Below are 24,125 nucleotides of genomic sequence, written 5' to 3'. Positions count from 1 at the left end.
GATATGGAATTACAAACATACTTAAAGATTAATCCTTCCGACACCGTTGTAGTGTGTCTGACTGAAAAAAAACAAGGTGATGTGATTGAAGCCGGCGGCGAATGCGTAGTTCTCGCTGAGGATGTGCCTGCAGGCCATAAGGTTTTGTTGCGCGACGTAAAAGCAGGAGAGGATATTATCAAATATGGATATCCCATTGGTCACGCCATCAAAGACATGAAAGGTGGCGAGTGGGTCAACGAGAATAATTTAAGAACCAACCTTTCCGGAACCCTTGAATATACATACACACCTGTCAACGAAAAACTCAACATCAAGAATGACAATCGCACATTCAAAGGATTTATCCGCAAAAACGGTGACGTAGGTGTTCGTAATGAGATATGGATTGTGCCCACTGTAGGCTGTGTTAACGGCATCGCCGAACGACTGGCCCAACAATTGCGCGAAGAGACAAGTTGCAATGGTGTTGACAACATCCATGCCTGGCACCACAACTACGGATGTTCGCAGTTGAGCGGAGACCACGAGAATACCCGTAAGATTCTGCGCGATATCGTACTTCATCCCAATGCAGGTGCAGTATTGGTAATTGGCCTAGGATGTGAAAACAATCAACCAGATGACTTCATGAAGTTTCTTGGTAACTATGACCACGAACGCATCCGACTGATAGTAACTCAGAAAGTAGATGGCGACGAGGTGGAAGCAGGCATGCAGATCCTACGAGAACTCTATGAAATTTCCCGTCAGGATAAACGTGTGGACGTACCTGTATCCAAGCTCCGCGTAGGTCTAAAATGCGGCGGTTCTGATGGATTCAGCGGAATCACAGCCAACCCACTGGTAGGCGAGTTTAGCGACTGGCTGGTGGCCCAAGGAGGTACGAGTGTACTGACCGAAGTCCCTGAGATGTTCGGTGCTGAGACCATACTGATGAACCGTTGTGAGACACTTGAGCTCTTCCACCAAACAGTCTCGATGATTAACAATTTTAAAGAGTATTTTCTAAGTCACGGAGAACCTGTTGGTGAGAATCCTAGCCCAGGAAACAAAGCCGGCGGCATCTCGACTCTTGAAGACAAAGCCTTGGGCTGCACACAGAAATGCGGTCGAGCCCCAGTAAGTGGCGTAATGGAATATGGTGATCGTCTATCTGCCAATGGTCTCAACCTGCTTTCAGCGCCAGGCAACGACCTCGTTGCCGCCACAGCGTTGGCATCTTGTGGCTGCCACCTGGTACTCTTCACCACAGGTCGCGGCACCCCCTTCGGAACCTTTGTTCCCACGATGAAGATAGCCACCAACCCCACCCTTGCCCAACGTAAGCCCCAGTGGGTGGATTTCTCCGCAGGTCAACTCATAGAGGGTCGCACCATGCAAGAACTTATGCCAGAGTTTATTGAAAAGATTCTGGCTGTGGCAAGCGGCGAGAAGACCCACAACGAGGAGAACAACTATTGTGAAATCTCCATATTTAAAAATGGTGTAACACTATAATCAAGAGAATAACATGAGAAGAGGGTTGCTGGCACTATCGCCCCTGATGGTATTTATTATTCTTTATCTAGTCACAAGCATCATCGCACGTGATTTCTATAAGGTACCCATCACTGTGGCTTTCCTTACTGCCAGTATATATGCCATTGGCATCACCCGAGGCAAATTGCGCAAACGCATCAACGTGTTTAGTCGCGGTGCTGGCTCAGCCGAGATGATGCTCATGATTTGGATATTTATTCTTGCAGGCGCTTTTGCCAATACAGCCAAAACGATGGGCGCTATCGATGCCACAGTCAACTTAACCTTGTCACTGTTACCAAGTCAGATGCTGTTGGCAGGTCTCTTTTTGGCTGCCTGTTTTATTTCACTATCCATCGGTACAAGCGTAGGAACAATCGTTGCCCTGAGTCCCATCGCCGCAGGCATAGCATCACAAACAGGAGCCAATGCTGCTATGGTAGTAGCCATAGTGGTGGGAGGATCATTTTTTGGAGACAACCTTTCGTTTATCTCCGACACTACGATCATAGCCACTCAGACACAAGGCTGTAAGACCAGCGATAAGTTTCGGGTCAACTCGTTTATTGTTATGCCAGCCGCTCTGGTGTTGCTTCTCGTTTATTTCTTTGCAGGCAAAGATATCTGCGTGTCTGGTATCACTTCCAACATAGAATTAATAAAGGTGTTACCTTATATGGCAGTCATCATCACTGCCATCATAGGCCTCAACGTGATGATAGTACTCACTCTCGGTGTAATACTCACGGGCATCATCGGCATCTCACTCGGAACGTTCGATTTTTGGGAATGGATAGGTGCTATTGGCGACGGCATCATATCGATGAGCGAACTGATAGTCATCACGATGCTTGCAGGCGGTCTACTACAGCTTATCAAGCACAACGGTGGCATCGACTTCATCATCAATGGTCTCACCCGCCACGTCAATAGCAAACGAGGCGGCGAGTTTACCATTGCCATGCTGGTAAGTATTATCAATCTCTGCACAGCCAACAACACCGTGGCCATCATCACTACCGGCAGCATTGCTCACAAGATTGGCGAGCAATTCCACTTAGACCCCAGGAAATGCGCATCACTGCTCGACACCTTCTCATGCGCAGTCCAAGGATTACTCCCTTATGGTGCCCAGTTGTTGATGGCAGCTGGTTTAGCCAACATCAACCCTATTGCCATCATTCCATGGCTATATTATCCAATGGCCATTGGTGTGGCCGCCTTCCTCTCCATTATCTTTAGATATCCCAGACGCTACTCATAAAAAAAGGAATCTCAAAAGAGATTCCTTTTGCATTTCATAATTTACGACGAGTAAATCTTAATACTCCGTCTTATCCACCTTCTCGTCCCACATTTTAAATGCCTCCAAGGCTTCGTCACGTAGTAGCACTTCGGAAGGTTTCTTACGATCTTTGACATCAAGAGCGATCTCCTGATAGATAAAGTCGTCGTCGAAGCCTATCTTTGCAGCATCCTTGCGATCGTTACCCATATATATCTTGTCGAGATGCGCCCAGTAAATGGCGCCAAAACACATAGGACAAGGCTCGCACGACGTAAAAATCTCGCATCCAGAGAGATCAAATGTTCTTAAGGTCTTACATGCCTTGCGAATGGTTGATACCTCAGCATGTGCCGTAGGGTCGCAATCAATGGTTACACAGTTGGAACCTTCGGCAACGATTTCTCCGTTACGAGCTATGACAGCCCCAAAGGGACCTCCGCCGTTGCACACGCTCTGCTTAGAGAGTTCTATAGCGCGTCGCATCAATTCTTTATTAGTCATACGCTTTCCTTTTTATAATATTTATCAAATTGTTCACGCAGCAAACGAGGATTCGCTATGATGTTGCGCAACTCTTTTAGTTTCTCTTCATTTGGCGCCCCTGGAATCCATAGACGTATGTACCCATTAACCGAATATTTCTCGTCCATATGCTTCACGAAGCGCTGCCATTGCTGTTCCTTGTCAAGTTCTGGATAATTTGCCAGACCAAATTGAATAGTACGTTGAAATACCACTTCGGGAACGATGTCGCGATCAGCCTCTGCCACAATCTTTCCATAAAGACTACGCGGAGCACGCGAAGCCGATGCACGGTGATCCTCAACAGCTTCCTTCATAATCTTAATCTGTTCTGGACTAAACCATTTTTTTAGTCGAGCATCGCTAGCTAGAATCTTAGCACCTGTAATATGATGAATGGCACGAGGGCCAGACATCCCCACATCGTGATAAGCTGCAATTGCATATACCATATCCTTGTCGGCACCCGTCTTTTGCGCCAACTCCATAGAACGACGAATCACACGTGTAACATGCTCCATATTATGAGCCTTGTCGAAATTGGCATATTGTGGTAGAATATGCGTTTCTATAAATTCCACCAAATCGAGACTTGCGGTATTATTCAACATTATTATAAGGATTATTTTGCAAATATACAAGATTTTGTTTACTTTTGCAAACGTTTTTAGAAAAAAGTTAGAAATGGAAGTGAAGAAAAACTCTTTTAAGGCATGGGTTCTAGCCGCCCGTCCCAAGACATTGACTGGGGCTGCTGTTCCCGTGATGATAGGTCTGTCACTCGCGTGGAAAGACTCAATCAACTATATAGGCCACCCATTCTCATGGACGGCAGCTGTACTTTGCATTCTTTTCGCCTTTATTATGCAGATTGACGCCAACTTTATTAACGATTTTGTAGACTATATTAAAGGAACTGATGACCGCGAAACTCGTCTTGGACCAGAACGAGCATGTACCCAAGGATGGGTTAGCATAGAGGCCATGAAACACGCCATTGCCACAACAACAGTACTAGCTTGCATCGTTGGATTACCATTAGCACTCTACGGAGGGCTAGAAATGATACTCATTGGTTTACTTTGCGTGATATTCTGTTTCCTCTACACCACACACCTTTCTTATATAGGATTAGGAGATGTTCTTGTTCTGATATTCTTCGGACTAATACCTGTTAGCATGACCTATTATGTTCAGTTGCACACATTGACGTTTGAGGTATTCATGGCTGCAATAGCATGTGGCATCGTGATTGACACCCTACTATTGGTCAACAATTTTCGAGATCGAGACACAGACAAGTTAGCTGGCAAACATACTCTAGTGGTTCGTATCGGAGAAAAATATACTCTAGGACTATATTGGATTATTGGTATCGCAGCATTTATGATGGGACTTTCATTCGGACTTAATGGAAAATGGTGGGCCTTTATTCTTCCTATGCTCTATACCATACTCCACACACTCACCTTTCTAAAAATAAAACATATATGGAAAGGACGTGAATTAAACAAATGTTTAAGTGAAACAGCCCGCAACATTCTCATATATGGGCTACTAGTGAGTATCGGATTACTATTGAATTGAATCAAATAAAAATAGGAGTCAGAAAAAACTGGCTCCTATTTTTATGATAACCAATTACGAAGGAATTTTCCTGAACTGAAATACCTCGCAACAAAAAGATGAATCTTAATAACTTCTTGCGATGATAACGCGAGCCTTTGCAGGTTTGCCAGTTACCATATCCACGCCAGGAGTCTGCTCAACACCGAATGGTACGCAGCGGATAGTGGCCTGAGTCTCCTCTTTAATTTTTGCCTCGGTCTCAGCAGTACCGTCCCAATGACACAGGAAGAATCCACCGTCCTTAACTTTCTCCTTAAACTCCTCGTAGTTCTCGCACTCGTATATATGAGCATCGCGATAGTCCTTAGCCTTCTTGAAGATATTCTGCTGGATATCCTCGAGCAGTTGCTCAACGTATTCTGTGATACCCTCGATTGGGCGAGTTTCCTTTTCCAAAGTATCGCGGCGCATTACCTCGATTGTTCCGTTCTCCAGATCGCGAGCACCCAGTACCAAACGTACAGGAACACCCTTCAGCTCGTAGTCGGCAAACTTAAATCCAGGACGTTTGTTATCAGCATCGTCAAACTTAACGCTGATACCCTTGGCGCGAAGAGCCTCGATGATAGGAGTAACCTCCTTATTAACCTGCTCGAGCTGCTCGGGCTTGTTGGCAATAGGAATAATAACTACCTGGATAGGAGCCAGACGTGGAGGCAAAACAAGTCCGTTGTCGTCAGAGTGAGTCATAATGAGTGCACCAATCAGTCGGGTAGAAACACCCCATGATGTAGCCCATACATACTCAGGCTTGTTTTCCTTATTAAGATATGTTACCTCGAATGCCTTTGCAAAATTCTGACCAAGGAAGTGAGAAGTACCGCTCTGTAGAGCTTTACCATCCTGCATCATTGCCTCAATGGTGTAAGTATCAAGTGCACCAGCAAATCGCTCGGTCTCACTCTTAACACCCTGTACTACAGGTACTGCCATCCACTCCTCAGCAAACTTGGCATAGACTTTCAGCATCTTCTGTGCTTCCTCTTCAGCTTCCTCGCGTGTAGCATGGGCAGTATGTCCCTCCTGCCACAAAAACTCAGAAGTGCGTAAGAAAGGACGTGTACGCATCTCCCAACGCATAACGTTACACCACTGATTGCACATTAGGGGCAGATCGCGCCATGAATGAATCCAATTTTTATAAGTGTTCCAGATAATGGTCTCTGAGGTAGGACGTACAATTAGTTCTTCTTCCAATTTAGCAGATGGATCAACCTCCACTCCACTCTTATCATCCTTAGCACGCAAACGATAGTGGGTAACCACAGCGCACTCCTTGGCGAAGCCCTCAACATGCTCGGCCTCGCGGCTCAGAAACGACTTAGGAATAAGCAAGGGGAAATAGGCATTCTGAGCACCAGTCTCCTTAAACATCTTGTCTAGCTGCTGCTGCATCTTCTCCCAGATGGCATAGCCGTAAGGTTTGATAACCATGCAGCCACGTACAGCGCTCTGCTCGGCCAGGTCAGCTTTCACCACAAGATCGTTGAACCACTGACTATAGTTATCAGCCCTTTTTGTTAGTTCTTTTAATTCTTTTGCCATGATTTATCCAATAAATTCAAAATTTTGGTGCAAAGGTACAAAAAAATTAATAATTAGTAATTCAATTCATAATTATTTTCTATCTTTGCACCCGAAATACATGAACGTTTAACAATTTAATTAATAAAACTAACTACCATTATGAAAAAGATGAAAGTTATGATCCTGACTTTATGTGCAGGAATTGTGATGGCTGGATGTAACAATTTGGCTAAGGGAACTGCAATTGGTGCTGCCGGTGGTGCTGTATTAGGTGCAATCGTTGGTAAAGTGGCAGGCAATACCGCTGTAGGTGCAGCAGTAGGCACTGCCGTAGGTGCTGGTACCGGTGCTCTGATTGGCAAGCACATGGATAAGGTAAAGAAAGAGGCAGAAGCTGTGAAGAATGCTCAGGTGGAGTCTGTTACCGATGCCAACGGTCTACAAGCAGTAAAGTTGACCTTCGACTCAGGCATTCTCTTTGCTACCAACAAGAGTGACCTAAACGCCAACTCAAAGGCTGCTCTGAATCAGTGTGCCACACTTTTGAAAAACAATGCCGACTGCGACATTGCCATTTTCGGTCACACCGACAATACCGGCTCTGATGCCATCAACAATCCCCTCTCTGTTAAGCGTGCCAAAGCCGTTGAAACATATTTGAAGGGACAAGGCGTGAGCGCAACTCAGATTCGCACCGTTGATGGCCAGGGGTCAACAAACCCCGTTGCAGACAACTCCACTGCCGCAGGCCGTCAGCAGAACCGTCGCGTAGAAATATACATGTATGCATCACAGGCTATGATTCAAGCTGCCGAGGCAGGTACATTGAAGTAATTATTGGAATCGAAAACAAAAATTGAAAACCATATTTCAACGCATTCGTAAGATAGCCCAATGGGCTACTGCAATATTCTTCGGCACTACCATTCTTACAGTGGTAGTGCTGAAGTTTTTTCCCGTCTATTACACGCCGCTGATGTTCATCCGTCTATTTCAACTCGATGAGGCAAGGCTTAGCCATACATGGATTTCTATCGACGAGATATCGCCCCAAATGCCCATCGCCGTAATGGCAAGCGAGGATGCACGATTTCTAGAACACCACGGTTTCGACTTCGAGGCCATCAAGAAGGCAGCCGAGCGCAACCGCAAACATCCTGAGAAAAACAAATTAGGCGCATCGACCATCAGTCAGCAGACGGCCAAGAACGTTTTTCTGTGGCCAGGCCGTTCATGGGTGCGCAAAGGGCTTGAGGCCTACTTTACCGTACTCATCGAACTTTTCTGGTCTAAAGAGCGCATTATGGAAGTTTATCTCAACTCCATTGAGATGGGACCTGGCATTTATGGTGTCGAGGCTGTAGCTCGTGAACATTTCGGCTGCTCAGCCAGCGAGCTCACTTCTAGCCAATGCGCCCTGATTGCTGCCACGTTACCCAATCCACGCCGCTTCAGCAGTTTAAATCCCAGCAAGTATATAAAGAAGCGCCAACGACAAATCAAAGCCAACATGCGCTATGTTAAACCGCTTAAAGAAGCAGAAAAGAAATAAAATCAGGTATTTTTTGGGCGTTTCGGAAAAGTTTATTATCTTTGCCCCAAATAATCTGAATTAAAACAAATTAATTATGGAAAATAACACACAACTAATTGCCCAATGCGAAGCACAGGCAAAGACATGGCTCTCTCCCTCTTTCGACGAGGAGACACGTAAAGAAGTTCAGGCAATGCTCGACGCCGAGGACAAAACGGCCCTCATCGATGCCTTCTACCAGAACCTAGAATTTGGTACGGGTGGCCTACGCGGCATTATGGGTGCCGGCACCAACCGCATGAACAAGTATATCGTAGGCATGGCCACTCAGGGTTTTGCCAACTATATCAACAAGGCTTTCCCAAATATCCAACCCGCTGTTGTAGTAGGTCATGACTGCCGCAACAACGGACGCATGTTTGCAGAGACTGTAGCCGATATTTTCTCTGCTAACGGCATTAAGGTATATCTCTTTGAGAGCCTTCGCCCCACCCCTGAGATTTCATTTGCCATCCGTCAGCTGGGCTGTCAGGCTGGCGTCAACGTCACTGCTTCTCACAACCCCCGCGAATACAATGGCTACAAAGCTTATTGGGAAGACGGAGCCCAAGTGCTGGCTCCCCATGACAAGGGTATCATCGACGAGGTCAACAAGGTAAAGATTGAGGATGTGAAGTTTAAGGGCAACAAAGATCTTATTGACATTATCGGCGGCGAAATGGATTGGGACTACATCCAGGCTGTCAAAGAAGCAATGGTCGACCAAGATGTCATTCTACGTCAAAAAGATCTCAACATCGTCTATTCCGCCATGCATGGCACAGGCCGTGTCATCGTTCCTATGGCCCTGCGTTCATGGGGGTTCCAGAACATTCACGTCGTACCCGAGCAGATGGTTATTGACGGCAACTTCCCCACAGTTATCAGCCCCAATCCAGAAAATGCCGAGGCCATGACCTTAGGCATGAAGCTAGGTACAAAACTCAATGCCGACTTGGTAATTGCCTCCGACCCCGATGCCGATCGTCTAGCCATCGTATGCCGCAACCCCAAGGGAGAATGGGAGATTCTTAATGGTAACCAAACTGCCATGATGTTTTCATGGTATATTATCGCCAACAAAAAGAAATTAGGCCAACTCAAAGGCAATGAGTTCCTCGTTAAGACAATTGTGACCACCGAAGTCATCGCCGAAATTGCCAAGAAAAACGGCGTAGAACTTATGGACTGCTATACTGGTTTCAAGTGGATTGCCAACGAAATTCGCGTCAACGAAGGTAAAAAGAAGTATATCGGTGGCGGCGAAGAGTCGTTCGGATTTCTACCATTCGACAAAGTTCGCGACAAAGACTCTCCTGCCTCAATCTGCCTCATCTGCGAGATTGCTTCATGGGCACGCGACAACGGCATGACTCTTTACGATTTGCTGATGAATATCTATAAAGAATATGGTTTTTCAAAAGAATACACAATTAATGTTGTTCGTCCAGGAAAGACAGGAGCTGATGAGATCAAACAAATGATGACAAATTTCCGAGAGAATCCTCCCAAGACTTTAGGTGGTTCCAAAGTTATTCTATCAAAGGACTACAAAACCCTTGAGGCTAAGGACAATCAAGGTAACGTCACCAAGCTTGACATGCCAGATACCAGCAATGTATTACAATGGTTCTGCGAGGATGGAACTAAAGTTAGCGTTCGTCCTTCTGGCACCGAGCCGAAAATTAAGTTCTACACTGAAGTTAAAGACACCAATTTTTCTGATGCATCCGATTACGATCGCTGCTCGAAAAAAGCGGAGGAAAAGATTGAAGCTATAAAGAAAGATTTGAACCTATAATTAACAAATCTAATTAAATTAAAAGAAACACCAGAAGATTTATGCTTTGGTGTTTCTTTTTTTAGTAATCAAGAAAAAAGATATAACTGCGGTCAACTTCACAAAAAAAGAAAAACAAATATCCGTTTGCATATATCGCAAAAAATACGTAACTTTGCACCCGCTAAGAATTTAAGAAAGAAAAACGAGATGATAACAGTAACGAATCTAGCGATTCAATTTGGAAAAAAGGTTCTTTACAAAGATGTGAACCTAAAGTTTACAAGTGGAAACATTTATGGAATTATCGGTGCTAATGGCGCTGGTAAATCCACTCTGCTCCGCGCCATTAGCGGAGAACTGGAACCCAACAAGGGTACGGTTGAGATGTTGCCTGGCGAGCGCATGAGCGTACTTGAGCAGGACCACTTTAAATACGACGAATTTTCTGTGATGAACACAGTGCTGATGGGACATCAACCACTGTGGGAGAACATGAAGGAGCGCGAAGCCCTCTATGCCAAGCCCGAAATGAGCGAGGAAGATGGTGTGCGCGCAGCCGAACTAGAAATGGCATTTGCTGAGATGAACGGCTGGGAAGCAGAGAGCGAGGCTGCTCAACTCCTTCAAAACTTGGGTATCAAGGAAGATGTGCACTATGCGCAGATGTCAGACATCTCAAACAATGAGAAGGTGCGTGTTATGCTGGCCAAGGCTCTCTTTGGTCATCCCGACAACCTGTTGCTCGACGAGCCCACTAACGACCTCGACCTCGATACCGTGCAGTGGCTTGAGGAATACCTCAGTGGACTGGAACAGTGTGTACTCGTAGTTTCACACGACCGTCACTTCCTCGATGCCGTATCGACCCAGACTGTAGATATCGACTTTGGCAAAGTAACCCTTTTCTCGGGTAACTACTCTTTCTGGTACGAATCTAGCCAATTGGCTCTGCGTCAGGCCCAGAACCAAAAGATGAAGGCCGAGGAAAAGCGCAAGCAACTGGAGGAATTCATCCGTCGTTTCTCTGCTAACGTAGCGAAATCAAAGCAAACTACTTCTCGAAAGAAGATGCTCGAAAAGCTTAATGTTGAAGAGATTACTCCATCTACACGTAAGTATCCTGGCATTATCTTCCAGATGGAGCGCGAACCTGGCACACAGATTCTCGAGGTAGAAGGACTGAAGGCCGTTGACGCCGATGGTACCGTACTCTTCGACAATGTGAACTTCACAATTGAGAAAGGACAGAAGACTGTATTCCTGTCTCATAACCCCAAGGCGATGACCGCCCTCTTCGAGATTATCAATGGCAACCGCGAAGCACAGGCCGGCACCTATAAGTGGGGTGTCACAATCACCACCGCATACCTGCCCCTTGACAATACCGATTTCTTCCAAAGTGAGATGAATCTTGTAGATTGGCTCAGTCAGTGGGGCCCCGGAAACGAGGTAACAATGAAGTCATTCTTGGGTCGTATGCTCTTCAAAGAGGAAGACGTACTGAAGCATGTCAACGTTCTAAGTGGCGGTGAGAAGATGCGTTGTATGATTGCACGCATGCAATTGAAGAACGCCAACTGTCTGATTCTCGATACTCCCACCAACCACCTCGATCTAGAGTCTATTCAGGCTTTCAATAATAATCTAATTCAGTTCAAGGGAAATATACTCTTTGCTTCTCACGACCATGAATTTATCAATACCGTGGCCGACCGTATCATTGAGCTGACACCCAAAGGCACCATCGACAAGCTGATGAGCTATGACGACTACATCTACGACGAGGCCATAAAGGAGCAGAAGGCAAAAATGTACGGCTTGAATTAAGTTTAGGCACAACATTTGCTGTATAAACTGAAAACATCGAGAACTATGGAAGAAAAGAAAAAGAATACTGAAAAAGAAGAGGTGCTGACTGACAAAGAGGCATGTCTCAACGATACAAACGAAGAGGTGGAAGTAGCAGAGAATTCTACAGAAACTGATGCCATTGATAGCGCCGAAGTCGAAGAAGAGGAAGACCCTATGGAAAAACTACTGGCCCAGATTGCTGACTTAAAAGACAAGTATCTGCGCCAAGTCGCCGAATTCGACAACTATCGCAAACGCACCCTAAAAGAGCGACAAGAGTTAATCTTCAATGGAGGTGCAAAAGCCATCACCGCATTACTTCCCGTAATCGACGACATGGAACGTGCAATTGCCAATGGTGCAAAGACAGACGATCCCCAAGTGCTACGCGAGGGAATGGAACTCATCTATCAGAAGTTCATTAAGATACTTGAGGAGCAAGGTGTTAGCAAAATAGAAACTGAAAATGCTGATTTTGACACCAACCTGCACGAGGCTATCGCACTTGTGCCAGGTATGGGTGAAGACAAGAAAGGCAAAGTGATTGACTGCATGGCTACAGGTTATAAACTGAACGATAAAGTAATACGCTACGCTAAGGTAGCTGTTGGACAATAAAATGGCACAAAAAAGAGACTATTATGAGGTGTTGGGCATTAACAAAACAGCCTCAGAAGATGAAATAAAAAAGGCATATAGAAAGATAGCCATCAAATATCACCCCGATCGCAATCCTGGTGACAAGGAAGCCGAGGAGAAATTTAAAGAAGCTGCTGAAGCCTACAACGTTTTACATGATCCACAAAAGCGTCAGCAGTATGATCAGTTCGGCTTCAACGGACCTATGGGCGGCGGCTTTGGTGGAGGTTTCGAAGGTTTCGGTGGAGCTTCCATGAACATGGATGATATTTTCTCAATGTTTGGTGACATCTTCGGCGGACACGGTTTCGGAGGCTTCAGTGGTGGACGTAGTGGTCGTTCCCAGATGCATAGAGGCAGTGATTTACGTTTGAAGGTCAGACTAACGCTTGAGGAAATCAATACTGGTGTTACCAAGAAGTTCAAAGTCAGAAAAGATATCACCTGCGCTCATTGCCATGGCACTGGTGCCGAGGGAGACAGTGGTAGCGAAACATGTCCCACATGTCACGGATCAGGTGTCATCACCCATACCACCCAAAGCATCTTTGGTATGATGCAGACGCAAGGTGTATGCCCCACTTGTCATGGTGAAGGCAAGGTAATCAAGAACAAATGCAAAGATTGTGGTGGCACAGGCATCACAAAAGGCGAGGAAGTAGTAGAAATCAACATTCCAGCTGGTGTCGCAGAAGGCATGGTGGTCAACATACCTGGTAAGGGTAATGCAGGACGCCATGGAGGTCCTGCTGGAGATATCCAGGTATATATTGAAGAAGAAGATCATGCAACATTTGTAAGAGATGGGAACGACTTAATATACAATCTCTTACTCGATTTCCCGACAGCAGCATTGGGTGGAGAAATTGACATTCCTACAATTGATAGCAAGACACTGAAAGTTAAGATTGACGGCGGCACACAACCCGGTAAGACCATGCGATTGAGAGGAAAAGGACTACCTGCAGTGCAAGGTTATGGTAACGGACGCGGCGATTTGGTGGTGAATATCAGTGTATATGTTCCCAAAACATTATCGCACGAAGAAAAAATTGCCATTGAAGCCTTCAAGACTAGCGACAATTTTAAGGGCGACAAGCAGACAAAAGACAGCATTTTTCAACGTTTCAAGAATTATTTTTCATAAAATAAGATAGTATATGACCTACCAAGAAGCTACCGAATACCTATTTAGCCAGATACCCAACTACGAAAAGCAGGGGGCAACAGGCTATAAAGAAGGATTGGAAACGACCCTTGCGCTCGACGAGCATTTTGGTCATCCGCACCAAGCTTTTCGTAGTATCCACATTGCAGGTACAAACGGAAAAGGGTCTTTGTCGCATCTTATTGCGGCAGAATTTCAAGTTAGCGGCTATAGAGTGGGTCTATACACATCACCACACCTAGTAGATTTTCGCGAACGCATACGCGTAAACGGCACGCCAATAGAAGAAGACTATGTTGTAAAATTCGTAGAAGAAGAAAAAGCATTCTTCGAGCCTCTGAATCCATCATTCTTTGAATTAACCACAGCGATGGCCTTTAAGTATTTTAAAGAGAAACACGTAGATATCGCTGTTATTGAGGTAGGACTTGGTGGCAGATTAGATTGTACGAATATTATCACTCCCATTCTTAGTGTTATCACTAACATATCATTGGACCATACACAACTTTTAGGCAATAGTCTTGAACAAATTGCCTTTGAGAAAGGCGGCATTATAAAACCAGGTGTTCCCGTAGTTATCGGAGAAGCTACTCCTGAGACACGAGCTGTTTTTGACGCACTAGCTGCTGAGAAGAAATCACCTATTCATTATGCTGAAGACGAACAGGAAATCATATCAGCAAAATTAACCAGCGAGGGAATGATGCATTATACTGCTGCTCACCTAGGCGATTTTGAGTGTGAACTGACTGGCGACTTCCAGCCAATTAACATGAACACAACAGTAGTTGCTATTCACCAACTAGTAGATATGGGTTATTTGGCCGACTGTATAGAAGAAAAAAACAAGATGCTGATTGCCGAAGAAATGACCAATGCATTTAAAAACGTTACCAAGATAACTGGTCTCATGGCTCGATGGCAAACCATTAGAGAAAACCCAAAAGTTATCTGTGACACAGGACACAATCCCGCTGCATGGAATTATCTAGGAAAGCAATTAAGTGCTTTAAAATGCAACGAACTACGCATCGTATTTGGAATGGTAGAAGATAAAGACATATATAGCGTAATGGCCCTACTTCCGAAAAATGCGAAATATTATTTCACTAAAGGAAGCACAAAAAGAGCCTTCCCAGAAACGTCTTTAAAAATATTCGGTGAACAAATGGGACTAAATGGCGAATGCTACCCGACTGTAACCGAAGCATACGAGGCAGCCATGCAAGGTGCTACTAGTGAAGACGTTATATTCGTAGGTGGCAGTACTTATGTTGTTGCAGACTTTTTGAAAACGCGTATTTAGTTGTTTTTAACACCAATTTTTTACCGATTTGTTTGCACAAGTCGGTATTTTTTTGTTCCTTTGCAGAAAGAATACTTTAACTAAAAACATTATAGTATGACAAACTCAACAGAAAATGCGAATCTCTGTGGTCTGAAGCGCGAAGACTTCCAGGCCACTATCAATGGTAAGAAGACCGATCTCTACATTCTGCGCAACCGTAAAGGTTACGAAGTTGCCATTTCGAATTACGGTGGTGCTATCTGCGCTATCATGGTGCCCGACAAAGACGGGAAAGTTGCTAATGTGATTCAAGGACATGCTAACATCGAACAGCTTACAAGCGGTAACGAACCTTACCTTTCGACTCTGATTGGTCGTTGGGGAAATCGCATTTGCAAAGGTCAGTTCATTCTAAATGGTAAAGAATATCAAGTAGCCATTAACAATGGCCCCAACCATTTACATGGTGGTCTAAAGGGCTTTAATGCCAAAATCTGGGATGCCCGTCAGATGGGTCCCCGTTCATTGGCGTTGCATCGCGTTTCTTCATATGGTGAAGAAGGTTACACCGGTGAATTAGATGTCACTGTAGAGTTTACCTTTACAGACAACAACGAACTCATCTTGGAGTATCTGGCCACCACAAACAAGAAGACTATCGTGAACCTGACACATCACGCATTCTTCTCTTTGGCAGGAACTGCAGACCCCACGCCAACAATTGACGATTTAATTTGCGAAATTAACGCAGACTTCTATCTGCCAACCGATGATACCGCTATTCCTACAGGCGAGATTCTTAAGGTTGCTGGTACTCCATTTGATTTCCGCACCCCCAAAGCTATCGGTAAGGAAATTGACGCAGACCATGAGCAAATTAAGTTTGGTAACGGATATGACCACAACTATGTACTGAACAAAAAAGAAGAAGGCGAACTGAGTTTTGCTGCACGTGTAACCGACCCAAAGAGCGGACGCACACTGGAATGCTGGACCACAGAGCCAGGCATGCAGCTCTATACAGGCAACTACCTGAACGGCTATAAAGGTGCCAACGGCTGCACCTTCCCCCGTCGTTCTGCCGTTTGTCTGGAGACTCAGCACTTCCCAGATTCTCCCAACCGCCCCTACTTCCCCAGCGTTGTACTGAATCCAGGCGAGCGCTACAAGCAGAAGACGATATACAAATTTGGCATTGCAAAATAACCAAGTAACACTGTTAGCCATCGTAAATTGCATACTTAAGAAACATAAGTATCATATTTACGGTGGCTAAACAGCATACTTACATATAATAAACAGCATACTTATAAAACAAAATTAAAAATATGTCACAAAAACAAACCACGAACTATCTGTTCCCACTTATTATCGTGTTCATCGTGTGTTTCCTTATTGGATTCATCACGACCATGAACAATTCTATGATTGAATTCTGTAAGGAAGCCTTCCAGTTGAGCGACACACAAGGTCAGTTGGTTAATACCTTCTTCTATGGAGCTTATTTCTTCTCTATCCCGTTTGCCATGATGATGAACAAGATAGGCTATAAAGCTACGCTCGTTCTCGGTCTTGCCGTCGTTGGTTGCGGTTTTATTGCCAACAACCTCGGTGTTACAGCTGCACTCGGCACTGCTAATGTCTACACAGTATTCCTTTGCTGCATGAGTATTGTGGCATTGGGCGTTGTGATGCTGCAGTTGGTGGCTAACCCCTATGTAATGGTTTTGGGAAAGAAGGAGAGTGGTGCTTTCCGCATGACATTGTCACAAGCACTGAACTCAGTTGCTACTACCGTGGCTCCAATCTTCATCACCTATGTTATTATCGCCGGTAAGCCCAAGTTGCCTGAAAACGTGCCTGGCCCATTCCTCATTCTGGGTATCTTTGCACTGGTAATTGCAGCTATTCTGTTCTTCATCAAGTTACCCGATCCCGACATGGATAAGAAGGAAGATGCTGAAGAGGCAATTGCCGATGCCAACAAGTATAAGTCAAGCGTTTTCAAGTATCCTCACGTATGGTTTGGTGCTCTCGCCATTGCCATGTATATGGGCTTGGAGATTGGTATTCCCTCTATGCTGCCTGCCTACTGGAAGGCAGACCCCAACCTGCCCGGCTCTGCAACCGATTACCTGCCATTGTATTGGGGTGGCATGATGGTTGGCCGTTTTGTAGGCTCAGCAATTCTAGCCAAGTTTGAGGCTCGCAAGTTGCTGACAGCTTGTCTGATTCTCGGTGCTTGCTGCGTGGGTATCTCATTCTTCCTGCCTGGCATGGCCGCAGTTTATGCAATGCTGGCTGCCGGTCTGTTCCACTCAGTGATGTGGCCTTTGATTTTCAACCTCGGTTTGCAGGAACTTGGACCTCATACAAAGAATGCCTCAGGCCTCATCAATATGGGTGTTCTGGGTGGTGCCACCCTGCCCCTCGTTATGGGTGCTATCGTTGACAACCCTGCCCTTGGTGTGGGTGTTGCCATCATGCTTATGTTCGTATACTATGCATACGTACTTTGGTTCTGCAACTGGGGTAGCAAAATTGGCATCAATGTAAAGTAAGTCATTCCTATTACTAATAATAACTAATTAATACTATTGAATTATGATGGACATTGAATTTGTAAGAAGTCGCTTCATCAAGCACTTTGACGGTAAAACCGGTAATGTTTATACATCTCCTGGTCGTATCAACCTGATTGGTGAGCACACCGATTATAATGGTGGATTCGTATTCCCAGGAGCTGTTGACAAAGGAATTATTGCTGAGATGCGTCCCAACGATACAGAAGACACCGTGATGGCCTATGCTATCGACTTGAAGGATCGCGTAGACTTTAGACTAAACGATCCCGAAGGTCCTAAGGCTTCTTGGGCCCGCTATATATATGGTATCTCTTTGGAGATGAAAAAGTTGGGCGTACCTGTTAAAGGATTCAACATTGCTTTCGCAGGCGATGTTCCCCTTGGTGCCGGAATGTCTTCTTCAGCCGCTATGGAGAGCTGTTTTGCTTGCGGTTTGAACGACCTCTTTGGCGACAACAAGGTTTCGCAATGGGATATGGTTCTCGCTGGTCAGGCCACAGAGCACAACTATTGCGGTGTAAACTGCGGTATCATGGACCAGTTTGCCTCAGTATTTGGCAAGGCAGGCTGCCTGATGCGCCTCGACTGCCGCAGCCGTGAGTTCGAATACTTCCCATTTAAGCCCGATGGCTATCGTCTAGTGTTGCTCGACTCAGTCGTTAAGCACCAGTTGGCAGGTTCACCCTACAACGATCGTCGCAATTCATGCGAGAACGTGGTGAAGCACATCCAAGCCAAGCACCCCGAGGGCAAGTTTGAGACCCTGCGCGACTGCACATGGGAGCAGTTAGACGAGGTTCGTGCCGAAGTTGGCGAAGAGGATTACAAGCGCGCTAAATTTGTGTTGGGTGAGAAGGACCGCGTACTCGCTGTCTGCGACGCACTGAATGAAGGTGACTATGAGAAGGTTGGCGAGATGATGTACAAGACTCACGAGGGTCTGTCAAAGGACTACGAGGTATCTTGCGAGGAGCTCGACTTCCTGAATGATATTGCCAAAGAAAACGGCGTTACCGGTTCTCGTATCATGGGCGGTGGTTTTGGTGGTTGTACCATCAACCTTGTTCGCAATGATCTTTACACAAAGTTCATTGAGGATGCCAAACAGAAGTTTAACGCAAAGTATGGTCACGAGCCAAAGGTTTACGATGTTGTCATCGGCGACGGCTCACGCAAGCTCTGCTAATTAAATCACATCAACAAAGGAGTTAGAGAATGGTCTCTAACTCCTTTTTCCAAAAATCAAATACTATGTTTCAGATAGATCGCTCATATATAGACCACATCTCACTGGATTCCCTGCAAGGACATATTTGGGACATCCGCACAGACTACAAAAACGACCCTACCCTCCCAAAGATTGAAAACTACAATATCAAAGAGGAGGACTTCGAGGCCTATCTGGAGAAAAAACAGAAGTTTGAAGACTTCAAAGATTCATGGCGCAGATATCGCTATATGATATTCGGATTAACCTTTGTAATTCCTGTAGCGCTTTTCAGTTTATTTGTCAAAGACAAGAACATGGCAATGTATGCCTATGCGACAGGCTTTCTACTCTGTATGCTAATCTATATCACATACCTTTTAATTGAAGCCAACAAAGCCAAGAATTTTCGAAACAACCCATACGAAACATTTATCAAGGCCTTGCTCTCATGGGAGGCCAATAAATAAACGTTGAGTATCGTATATTAATTTGTATGAGCTATGCGATACTTTTGTAAGTGTATAATTATCATATTATTGCTGTGCGGATGTCAGAAGAAAGATATAACATTCAATCAGCAATTACCCCACAATCCCCAATACTCATTTGAGTATCCTGCATCAGACACAGCATTACTACGTCATCGGCACCAACAGATTAAGAAAGAACTTGAGTATTATCTACAACGTCACGACGTTAATGACGAAGGATTTGATATGGTTGCCAGATATGCAGAAGAAGGCGACTCTACTCTATCTGCCTATATGCCACAAGGAGAGTTATCCCTAAAGAACATCTTTCACTGGCAACAACAGAAACGTGAAGGTAAATGTATTGTAAGAGACTCACAAAGTAGAATAATCATTGGATATTTCCATAATGACACACTAGTAAGCGGTATCCGCATTGATTCGTTAGGAACTTACGCCGGTCAATTCGATCGTCACATGCAAGCCAACGGACATGGCTCGTATCAGCAAGCCAACGGAACCTATTATGAAGGACATTGGGAAAAAGACAGACGACAAGGCTTTGGATTCAGCGTCTCGCCATCGGCTTTAAAGGCAGGCCAATGGAAAAAAGATCGATTCCTTGGCGAAAGAATGCTTTATACCACAGAGAGAATCTATGGTATAGACATTTCACGTTATCAACACGAGAAGGGACGCAAACGCTATGGCATCGACTGGCGTCGATTACGTATCACACATCTTGGCCGACGCATCAGCGAACAGCGCATCAATGGAGAAGTTGACTATCCAATTTCCTTTGTATATATCAAATCAACAGAAGGAATCTCCATCAACAATCGATATTTTGCCACTGACTACCAAAGCTGTCACCAACATGGCATTCGAGTAGGTGCTTACCATTTCTTTTCCACGAAACAAGATCCTGAAGCGCAAGCCAATCATTTCCTGAAGCAAACACGTTTCAGGAAAGGCGATATGCCTCCTATGCTCGACGTAGAACCAAGCGATGCACAAATTGCACAAATGGGAGGCGCGGAAGCATTGTTCAAGCATATACGTATTTGGTTAAAAGTCGTTGAGCAAAAAACTAGCACACGACCTATCCTATATGTTAATCAGCGCTTTGTCAACACATATCTTAATGCCGCGCCAGATTTGAAACAAAACTACCATTTCTGGATTGCACGTTATGGCGAATACAAACCCGATATACATTTGGCATTATGGCAACTTAGTGCCGATGGAATTGTACGTGGTATCCAAGGAGCAGTTGACCTCAATGTCTTTAATGGTTATCAGGGACAATGGGATGAATTTCTTCGAGAAGAAACAGTTCAATAAGATATAAAACGAGTAAAAGGTAACACATATGAACGATTCAAAAATCATTAATGATCCTGTTTTTGGTTTCATCAAGATTCCTCGTGGACTGCTTTATGATATTGTGCGTCATCCACTTTTCCAGCGATTGAACCGCATCAATCAGCTAGGACTTGCCTCAGTGGTCTATCCTGGAGCTCGTCATACGCGTTTCCAGCATTCATTGGGAGCCTTCCACCTGATGAGTGAAGCAATATTGTCACTCCAACAAAAGGGGCAGTTTATCTTCGACTCTGAAGCTGAAGCTGTAGAGGCTGCTATTTTGATGCACGATATTGGTCACGGACCATTCTCGCACGTGCTGGAAAACACCCTTATCTCTGGCATCTCTCACGAAGAAATCTCACTTCTTATGATGGAGCAAATCAATAATGATCTCGGTGGACGTTTAAATCTTGCCATCTCCATCTTTAAAGACGAATATCCCAAACGCTTTCTTCACCAACTCATATCGAGCCAATTGGATATGGACCGATTGGATTATCTGCGACGTGATTCATTCTTTACCGGTGTTACGGAAGGTAACATCGGCTCTGCTCGTATCATCAAGATGCTAAATGTCGTAGACGACCGGTTAGTAGTTGAACAAAAAGGAATTTATTCACTAGAAAACTATTTGACAACAAGAAGACTTATGTATTGGCAGGTATACCTTCACAAAACAGCCGTTGGGTATGAGAAGGTACTTGTAAATATGCTAACACGTGCCAAGCACTTAGTCAAGAAAGGGAAACCTCTATTTGCGTCACCAGCGCTCGCCTATTTCATCCAGAACGACGTAGATGCCAAATGGTTTGCCGAACATGAAGAAGCCCTACAAATGTATGAGGAACTTGACGACTCAGACATCTGGAGTGCAATGAAGGCTTGGAAGCACTCCGACGATAAGATATTAGCCACATTAGCATGTGACATGCTGGATCGTAATATCTTTAAAGTCGAGGTACACGACGAGCCAATCTCCGATGAGCGAATAGGACAATTAGAAACTGAGATTGCCGAGAAAATGGGTATTGAAAAGAAAGATGCTCACTATCTGATTAGTGTCAATCGTATACAGAAAGACATGTATTCAATCGACGATGACTCAATAGACATTCTATACAAAGATGGTAGCATAAAGGACATTTCTGAAGCCTCAGAGATACTAAATGTGGCACTTCTTTCTAAAAAAATACGAAAATATTACCTTTGTTATCAACGTTTTCAATAAAATTTGTTATCTTTGCACCCTATATAACAAAACTAAGTCGTTATTATGGAGTTTACAGCCAAACAAATTGCCGATTTTATCAACGGCCGTGTGGAAGGCGACGCAAATGCCGCAGTCCATACCTTTGCAAAAATAGAAGAGGGACAGCCTGGAGCTATCTCCTTTCTATCCAACCCCAAATATACCCATTATTTATACGATACCAAATCAACAATTGTACTTGTCAACGAGGACTTAGAAATTGAGAAAGATATTTCCGCGACGCTTATCCGCGTTAAGAACGCCTACGAGGCAGTAGCAAAGCTTTTGCAACTCTACGAATCAATGAAGCCCAAGAAGACTGGTATTGATCCATTGGCATTCGTTTCGCCAAAAGCCAATATTGGAAAGGATGTTTATATCGGTGCTTTTGCATGCATCGGCGATGGTGCCACCATTGGTGATGGAACCCAAATCTATCCTCATGTTGTTATTGGTGATGGAGTAAATGTAGGAGCAGGGTGTCTGCTCTACCCTAACGTCACCATTTATCAAGGTTGTCGCTTAGGTTCAAACGTTACAATCCACGCAGGTTCTGTGATTGGTGCCGACGGATTCGGATTTGCCCCAAATGTTGATGGTTACGAAAAGATTCCACAAATTGGTATCGTTATAATTGAAGACAATGTAGAAATAGGTGCCAACACATGCGTAGACCGTTCTACAATGGGAGCAACTGTACTGCGTAAGGGAGTCAAGCTCGACAATCTTGTGCAGGTTGCCCACAATGTGGAAGTCGGCGAAAACACAGTCATGTCTGCTCAGGTAGGAATCGCTGGTTCTACGAAAGTCGGTTCTTGGTGTATGTTTGGTGGTCAAGTAGGACTTGCTGGTCACATCACCATTGGCGATCACGTCAATCTGGGTGCTCAATCTGGTGTTCCAAGTTCCATTAAGCCTAATCAAACGCTTATTGGAACTCCCCCAATGGAGCCCACTCCTTACTTCAAATCACAGGCTATTTTCCGCCGTCTCCCCGACATGTACAAGGAATTAAGCGCGCTCAGAAAAGAAATTGAAGAACTAAAAGCAAAAAAATAAGCATATGAAACAAAAGACTCTGAAAGGCAGTTTCTCGCTTTGCGGAAAGGGCCTGCACACTGGATTAAGCCTCACGGTAACATTTAATCCTGCTCCAGAGAATCATGGTTATAAGATTCAGCGCATTGACCTTGATGGAATGCCTATCATTGACGGTGTTGCAGAAAACGTAATTGATACACAGCGTGGCACAGTTTTAGGTAAAGGTGAGGCCCGTGTTTCTACCGTTGAACATGCCCTATCTGCACTTTATGCTCTTGGTGTTGACAACTGCCTTATTCAGGTCAATGGCCCCGAGTTTCCCATTCTAGATGGTTCAGCCATCCAATATGTAGAAAAGATTAACGAGATTGGAATTGAAGAGCAGAATGCTCCAAAGGACTGGTACGTTATCCGCAAAAAAATCGAGGTTAAAGACGAGGAAACAGGATCTTGTATCACCATTCTTCCTGATGAGCAATTCTCGCTGACAACAATGTGCTCTTTCGAGTCTAAATTCATCAACAGCCAGTTTGCTACTCTCGATGATCCCAGCAAGTATTCTACGGAAATTGCTGCTGCACGTACCTTTGTATTTGTTCGCGATATTGAGCCCCTTATTCAGGCCAATCTAATTAAGGGTGGAGATTTGGATAACGCAATCGTAATCTATGAGCGTCAGACTACTCAGGAACGCCTCGACATGCTGGCAGACATGCTGCACGTAGAACATCGTGATGCCACCGATTTAGGTTATATTCAACACAAGCCTCTACAGTGGGAAAACGAGTGTACTCGACACAAGCTCCTTGACATCATTGGCGATATGGCTCTTATTGGCAAACCCATTAAAGGTCGCATTATTGCCACCCGTCCCGGACACACGATAAACAACAAGTTTGCCCGCGAAATCCGAAAAGAAATTCGTAAACACGAGATTCAAGCTCCCGCCTACGATCCCAATGAGGAGCCTGTAATGGACGTGAACCGCATTCGCGAGTTGCTTCCCCACCGCTATCCTATGCAGTTGGTTGATAAAGTCATTGAGATTGGTCCAAACAGTATTGTTGGTGTTAAGAACATTACATCAAACGAACCATTCTTCACCGGTCACTTTCCTCAGGAGCCTGTAATGCCAGGCGTACTCCAGATTGAGGCAATGGCCCAGTGTGGCGGTTTACTAGTGTTAAACACTGTTGAAGAGCCAGAGCGCTGGTCAACCTACTTCATGAAAATTGATGGCGTTAAGTTCCGCCAGAAGGTTGTTCCTGGCGACACTTTAATTTTCAAAGTAGAACTGATGGCTCCTCTTCGTCATGGAATCTCCACCATGCACGGCTATGCCTTCGTTGGTGATCATGTCGTGTCGGAGGCCACCTTCACTGCACAAATTGTAAAGAACAAATAAGATAC

General features: G+C 44.8%; 22 protein-coding genes. 19 read left to right on the top strand and 3 right to left on the bottom strand.

Annotation, left to right across the window (positions count from 1 at the left end; translation table 11 throughout):
* Positions 1–3: 3 nt before the first annotated feature.
* Both M1D30_RS05615 and M1D30_RS05610 read left to right on the top strand, forming a co-directional pair.
* A complete protein-coding gene (locus M1D30_RS05615) occupies positions 4–1,500 on the top strand; it encodes a UxaA family hydrolase (protein WP_248507181.1) in 1,497 nt (498 codons plus the stop codon).
* Positions 1,501–1,513: 13 nt separating this feature from the next.
* The gene (locus tag M1D30_RS05610; RefSeq protein ID WP_248507174.1) at positions 1,514–2,785 is read left to right on the top strand and encodes a Na+/H+ antiporter NhaC family protein; all 1,272 of its coding nucleotides are present in this window, start codon (positions 1,514–1,516) and stop codon (positions 2,783–2,785) included.
* Positions 2,786–2,842: 57 nt separating this feature from the next.
* Here M1D30_RS05610 and M1D30_RS05605 read toward each other — a convergent pair whose 3' ends face one another.
* Together M1D30_RS05605 and M1D30_RS05600 are read right to left on the bottom strand one after the other, a co-directional pair.
* Positions 2,843–3,310 (bottom strand): nucleoside deaminase, encoded by a 468-nt coding sequence (locus M1D30_RS05605; protein ID WP_248507172.1) that lies wholly within the window; start codon positions 3,308–3,310, stop codon positions 2,843–2,845.
* The gene (locus M1D30_RS05600) at positions 3,307–3,942 is read right to left on the bottom strand and encodes an HD domain-containing protein (RefSeq protein ID WP_248507170.1); all 636 of its coding nucleotides are present in this window, start codon (positions 3,940–3,942) and stop codon (positions 3,307–3,309) included. The genes M1D30_RS05605 and M1D30_RS05600 overlap by 4 nt, the downstream gene beginning before the upstream one ends.
* A gap of 73 nt (positions 3,943–4,015) precedes the next feature.
* Here M1D30_RS05600 and menA point away from each other — a divergent pair, with 73 nt between their 5' ends.
* Entirely contained in the window at positions 4,016–4,918 is a 903-nt protein-coding gene (gene menA, locus M1D30_RS05595; protein WP_248507167.1) for a 1,4-dihydroxy-2-naphthoate octaprenyltransferase, read from the top strand.
* A gap of 105 nt (positions 4,919–5,023) precedes the next feature.
* Here the strand turns inward: menA and proS are convergent, their stop codons facing one another.
* Complete coding sequence (proS, locus tag M1D30_RS05590; RefSeq protein WP_248507166.1) at positions 5,024–6,505, bottom strand: proline--tRNA ligase; 1,482 nt, start codon at positions 6,503–6,505, stop codon at positions 5,024–5,026.
* 141 nt (positions 6,506–6,646) lie between these two features.
* Here proS and M1D30_RS05585 point away from each other — a divergent pair, with 141 nt between their 5' ends.
* The 16 genes from M1D30_RS05585 (at position 6,647) to M1D30_RS05510 (ending at position 24,120) form a co-directional block, all read left to right on the top strand.
* Positions 6,647–7,321, top strand: a complete 675-nt coding sequence (locus tag M1D30_RS05585) for an OmpA family protein (protein WP_248507164.1) — start codon at positions 6,647–6,649, stop codon at positions 7,319–7,321.
* A gap of 22 nt (positions 7,322–7,343) precedes the next feature.
* Positions 7,344–8,039, top strand: a complete 696-nt coding sequence (mtgA, locus tag M1D30_RS05580) for a monofunctional biosynthetic peptidoglycan transglycosylase (RefSeq protein WP_248507162.1) — start codon at positions 7,344–7,346, stop codon at positions 8,037–8,039.
* A gap of 76 nt (positions 8,040–8,115) precedes the next feature.
* On the top strand, positions 8,116–9,861 hold the full coding sequence (locus tag M1D30_RS05575) for a phospho-sugar mutase (protein WP_248507160.1): 1,746 nt from the start codon (positions 8,116–8,118) through the stop codon (positions 9,859–9,861).
* A 189-nt stretch (positions 9,862–10,050) separates the two neighbouring features.
* Positions 10,051–11,670, top strand: a complete 1,620-nt coding sequence (locus M1D30_RS05570; RefSeq protein WP_248507158.1) for an ABC-F family ATP-binding cassette domain-containing protein — start codon at positions 10,051–10,053, stop codon at positions 11,668–11,670.
* A gap of 45 nt (positions 11,671–11,715) precedes the next feature.
* A complete protein-coding gene (locus M1D30_RS05565; RefSeq protein WP_248507156.1) occupies positions 11,716–12,312 on the top strand; it encodes a nucleotide exchange factor GrpE in 597 nt (198 codons plus the stop codon).
* 1 nt (position 12,313) lies between these two features.
* Complete coding sequence (gene dnaJ / locus M1D30_RS05560) at positions 12,314–13,480, top strand: molecular chaperone DnaJ (protein ID WP_248507155.1); 1,167 nt, start codon at positions 12,314–12,316, stop codon at positions 13,478–13,480.
* Positions 13,481–13,493: 13 nt separating this feature from the next.
* Positions 13,494–14,810, top strand: a complete 1,317-nt coding sequence (locus tag M1D30_RS05555; protein WP_248507153.1) for a folylpolyglutamate synthase/dihydrofolate synthase family protein — start codon at positions 13,494–13,496, stop codon at positions 14,808–14,810.
* A 96-nt stretch (positions 14,811–14,906) separates the two neighbouring features.
* Complete coding sequence (locus M1D30_RS05550) at positions 14,907–15,998, top strand: aldose epimerase family protein (protein WP_248507151.1); 1,092 nt, start codon at positions 14,907–14,909, stop codon at positions 15,996–15,998.
* A gap of 122 nt (positions 15,999–16,120) precedes the next feature.
* Positions 16,121–17,353, top strand: a complete 1,233-nt coding sequence (gluP, locus tag M1D30_RS05545) for a glucose/galactose MFS transporter (RefSeq protein ID WP_248507149.1) — start codon at positions 16,121–16,123, stop codon at positions 17,351–17,353.
* A 46-nt stretch (positions 17,354–17,399) separates the two neighbouring features.
* Positions 17,400–18,563 (top strand): galactokinase, encoded by a 1,164-nt coding sequence (gene galK, locus M1D30_RS05540; RefSeq protein WP_248507754.1) that lies wholly within the window; start codon positions 17,400–17,402, stop codon positions 18,561–18,563.
* Between the two features lie 65 nt (positions 18,564–18,628).
* Complete coding sequence (locus M1D30_RS05535; RefSeq protein WP_248507147.1) at positions 18,629–19,054, top strand: hypothetical protein; 426 nt, start codon at positions 18,629–18,631, stop codon at positions 19,052–19,054.
* Between the two features lie 139 nt (positions 19,055–19,193).
* Complete coding sequence (locus M1D30_RS05530) at positions 19,194–19,376, top strand: hypothetical protein (protein WP_248507145.1); 183 nt, start codon at positions 19,194–19,196, stop codon at positions 19,374–19,376.
* Positions 19,352–20,401 carry a GH25 family lysozyme gene (locus tag M1D30_RS05525; protein ID WP_248507143.1) on the top strand — a complete coding sequence of 350 codons (1,050 nt, stop codon included), beginning with the start codon at positions 19,352–19,354 and terminating at the stop codon, positions 20,399–20,401. Before M1D30_RS05530 ends, M1D30_RS05525 begins: the two co-directional genes overlap by 25 nt.
* Before the next feature lie 28 nt (positions 20,402–20,429).
* On the top strand, positions 20,430–21,653 hold the full coding sequence (locus M1D30_RS05520) for an HD domain-containing protein (protein WP_248507141.1): 1,224 nt from the start codon (positions 20,430–20,432) through the stop codon (positions 21,651–21,653).
* 45 nt (positions 21,654–21,698) lie between these two features.
* A complete protein-coding gene (gene lpxD / locus M1D30_RS05515) occupies positions 21,699–22,733 on the top strand; it encodes a UDP-3-O-(3-hydroxymyristoyl)glucosamine N-acyltransferase (RefSeq protein WP_248507139.1) in 1,035 nt (344 codons plus the stop codon).
* A 4-nt stretch (positions 22,734–22,737) separates the two neighbouring features.
* Entirely contained in the window at positions 22,738–24,120 is a 1,383-nt protein-coding gene (locus M1D30_RS05510; protein ID WP_248507137.1) for a bifunctional UDP-3-O-[3-hydroxymyristoyl] N-acetylglucosamine deacetylase/3-hydroxyacyl-ACP dehydratase, read from the top strand.
* Positions 24,121–24,125: the final 5 nt, after the last annotated feature.

It is taken from the genome of Prevotella sp. E15-22 (assembly GCF_023204875.1).
Classification (GTDB): Bacteria; Bacteroidota; Bacteroidia; order Bacteroidales; family Bacteroidaceae; genus Prevotella.
Note: the sequence above shows the minus strand (reverse complement) of the source record. Positions and strands in the feature narration are given on the sequence as shown.

What these genes read in the sequence shown, in the direction of transcription:
- M1D30_RS05615 (WP_248507181.1), top strand. Translation starts at nt 4, where the DNA reads ATGGAATTACAAACATACTTAAAGATTAATCCTTCCGACACCGTTGTA.
- M1D30_RS05550 (WP_248507151.1), top strand. Translation starts at nt 14,907, where the DNA reads ATGACAAACTCAACAGAAAATGCGAATCTCTGTGGTCTGAAGCGCGAA.
- M1D30_RS05510 (WP_248507137.1), top strand. Translation starts at nt 22,738, where the DNA reads ATGAAACAAAAGACTCTGAAAGGCAGTTTCTCGCTTTGCGGAAAGGGC.
- dnaJ (WP_248507155.1), top strand. Translation starts at nt 12,314, where the DNA reads ATGGCACAAAAAAGAGACTATTATGAGGTGTTGGGCATTAACAAAACA.
- M1D30_RS05570 (WP_248507158.1), top strand. Translation starts at nt 10,051, where the DNA reads ATGATAACAGTAACGAATCTAGCGATTCAATTTGGAAAAAAGGTTCTT.
- M1D30_RS05555 (WP_248507153.1), top strand. Translation starts at nt 13,494, where the DNA reads ATGACCTACCAAGAAGCTACCGAATACCTATTTAGCCAGATACCCAAC.
- M1D30_RS05610 (WP_248507174.1), top strand. Translation starts at nt 1,514, where the DNA reads ATGAGAAGAGGGTTGCTGGCACTATCGCCCCTGATGGTATTTATTATT.
- M1D30_RS05605 (WP_248507172.1), bottom strand. Translation starts at nt 3,310, where the DNA reads ATGACTAATAAAGAATTGATGCGACGCGCTATAGAACTCTCTAAGCAG.
- proS (WP_248507166.1), bottom strand. Translation starts at nt 6,505, where the DNA reads ATGGCAAAAGAATTAAAAGAACTAACAAAAAGGGCTGATAACTATAGT.
- menA (WP_248507167.1), top strand. Translation starts at nt 4,016, where the DNA reads ATGGAAGTGAAGAAAAACTCTTTTAAGGCATGGGTTCTAGCCGCCCGT.
- M1D30_RS05525 (WP_248507143.1), top strand. Translation starts at nt 19,352, where the DNA reads ATGCCACAAGGAGAGTTATCCCTAAAGAACATCTTTCACTGGCAACAA.
- gluP (WP_248507149.1), top strand. Translation starts at nt 16,121, where the DNA reads ATGTCACAAAAACAAACCACGAACTATCTGTTCCCACTTATTATCGTG.
- M1D30_RS05565 (WP_248507156.1), top strand. Translation starts at nt 11,716, where the DNA reads ATGGAAGAAAAGAAAAAGAATACTGAAAAAGAAGAGGTGCTGACTGAC.
- lpxD (WP_248507139.1), top strand. Translation starts at nt 21,699, where the DNA reads ATGGAGTTTACAGCCAAACAAATTGCCGATTTTATCAACGGCCGTGTG.
- M1D30_RS05585 (WP_248507164.1), top strand. Translation starts at nt 6,647, where the DNA reads ATGAAAAAGATGAAAGTTATGATCCTGACTTTATGTGCAGGAATTGTG.
- M1D30_RS05520 (WP_248507141.1), top strand. Translation starts at nt 20,430, where the DNA reads ATGAACGATTCAAAAATCATTAATGATCCTGTTTTTGGTTTCATCAAG.
- M1D30_RS05575 (WP_248507160.1), top strand. Translation starts at nt 8,116, where the DNA reads ATGGAAAATAACACACAACTAATTGCCCAATGCGAAGCACAGGCAAAG.
- galK (WP_248507754.1), top strand. Translation starts at nt 17,400, where the DNA reads ATGGACATTGAATTTGTAAGAAGTCGCTTCATCAAGCACTTTGACGGT.
- M1D30_RS05535 (WP_248507147.1), top strand. Translation starts at nt 18,629, where the DNA reads ATGTTTCAGATAGATCGCTCATATATAGACCACATCTCACTGGATTCC.
- M1D30_RS05600 (WP_248507170.1), bottom strand. Translation starts at nt 3,942, where the DNA reads ATGTTGAATAATACCGCAAGTCTCGATTTGGTGGAATTTATAGAAACG.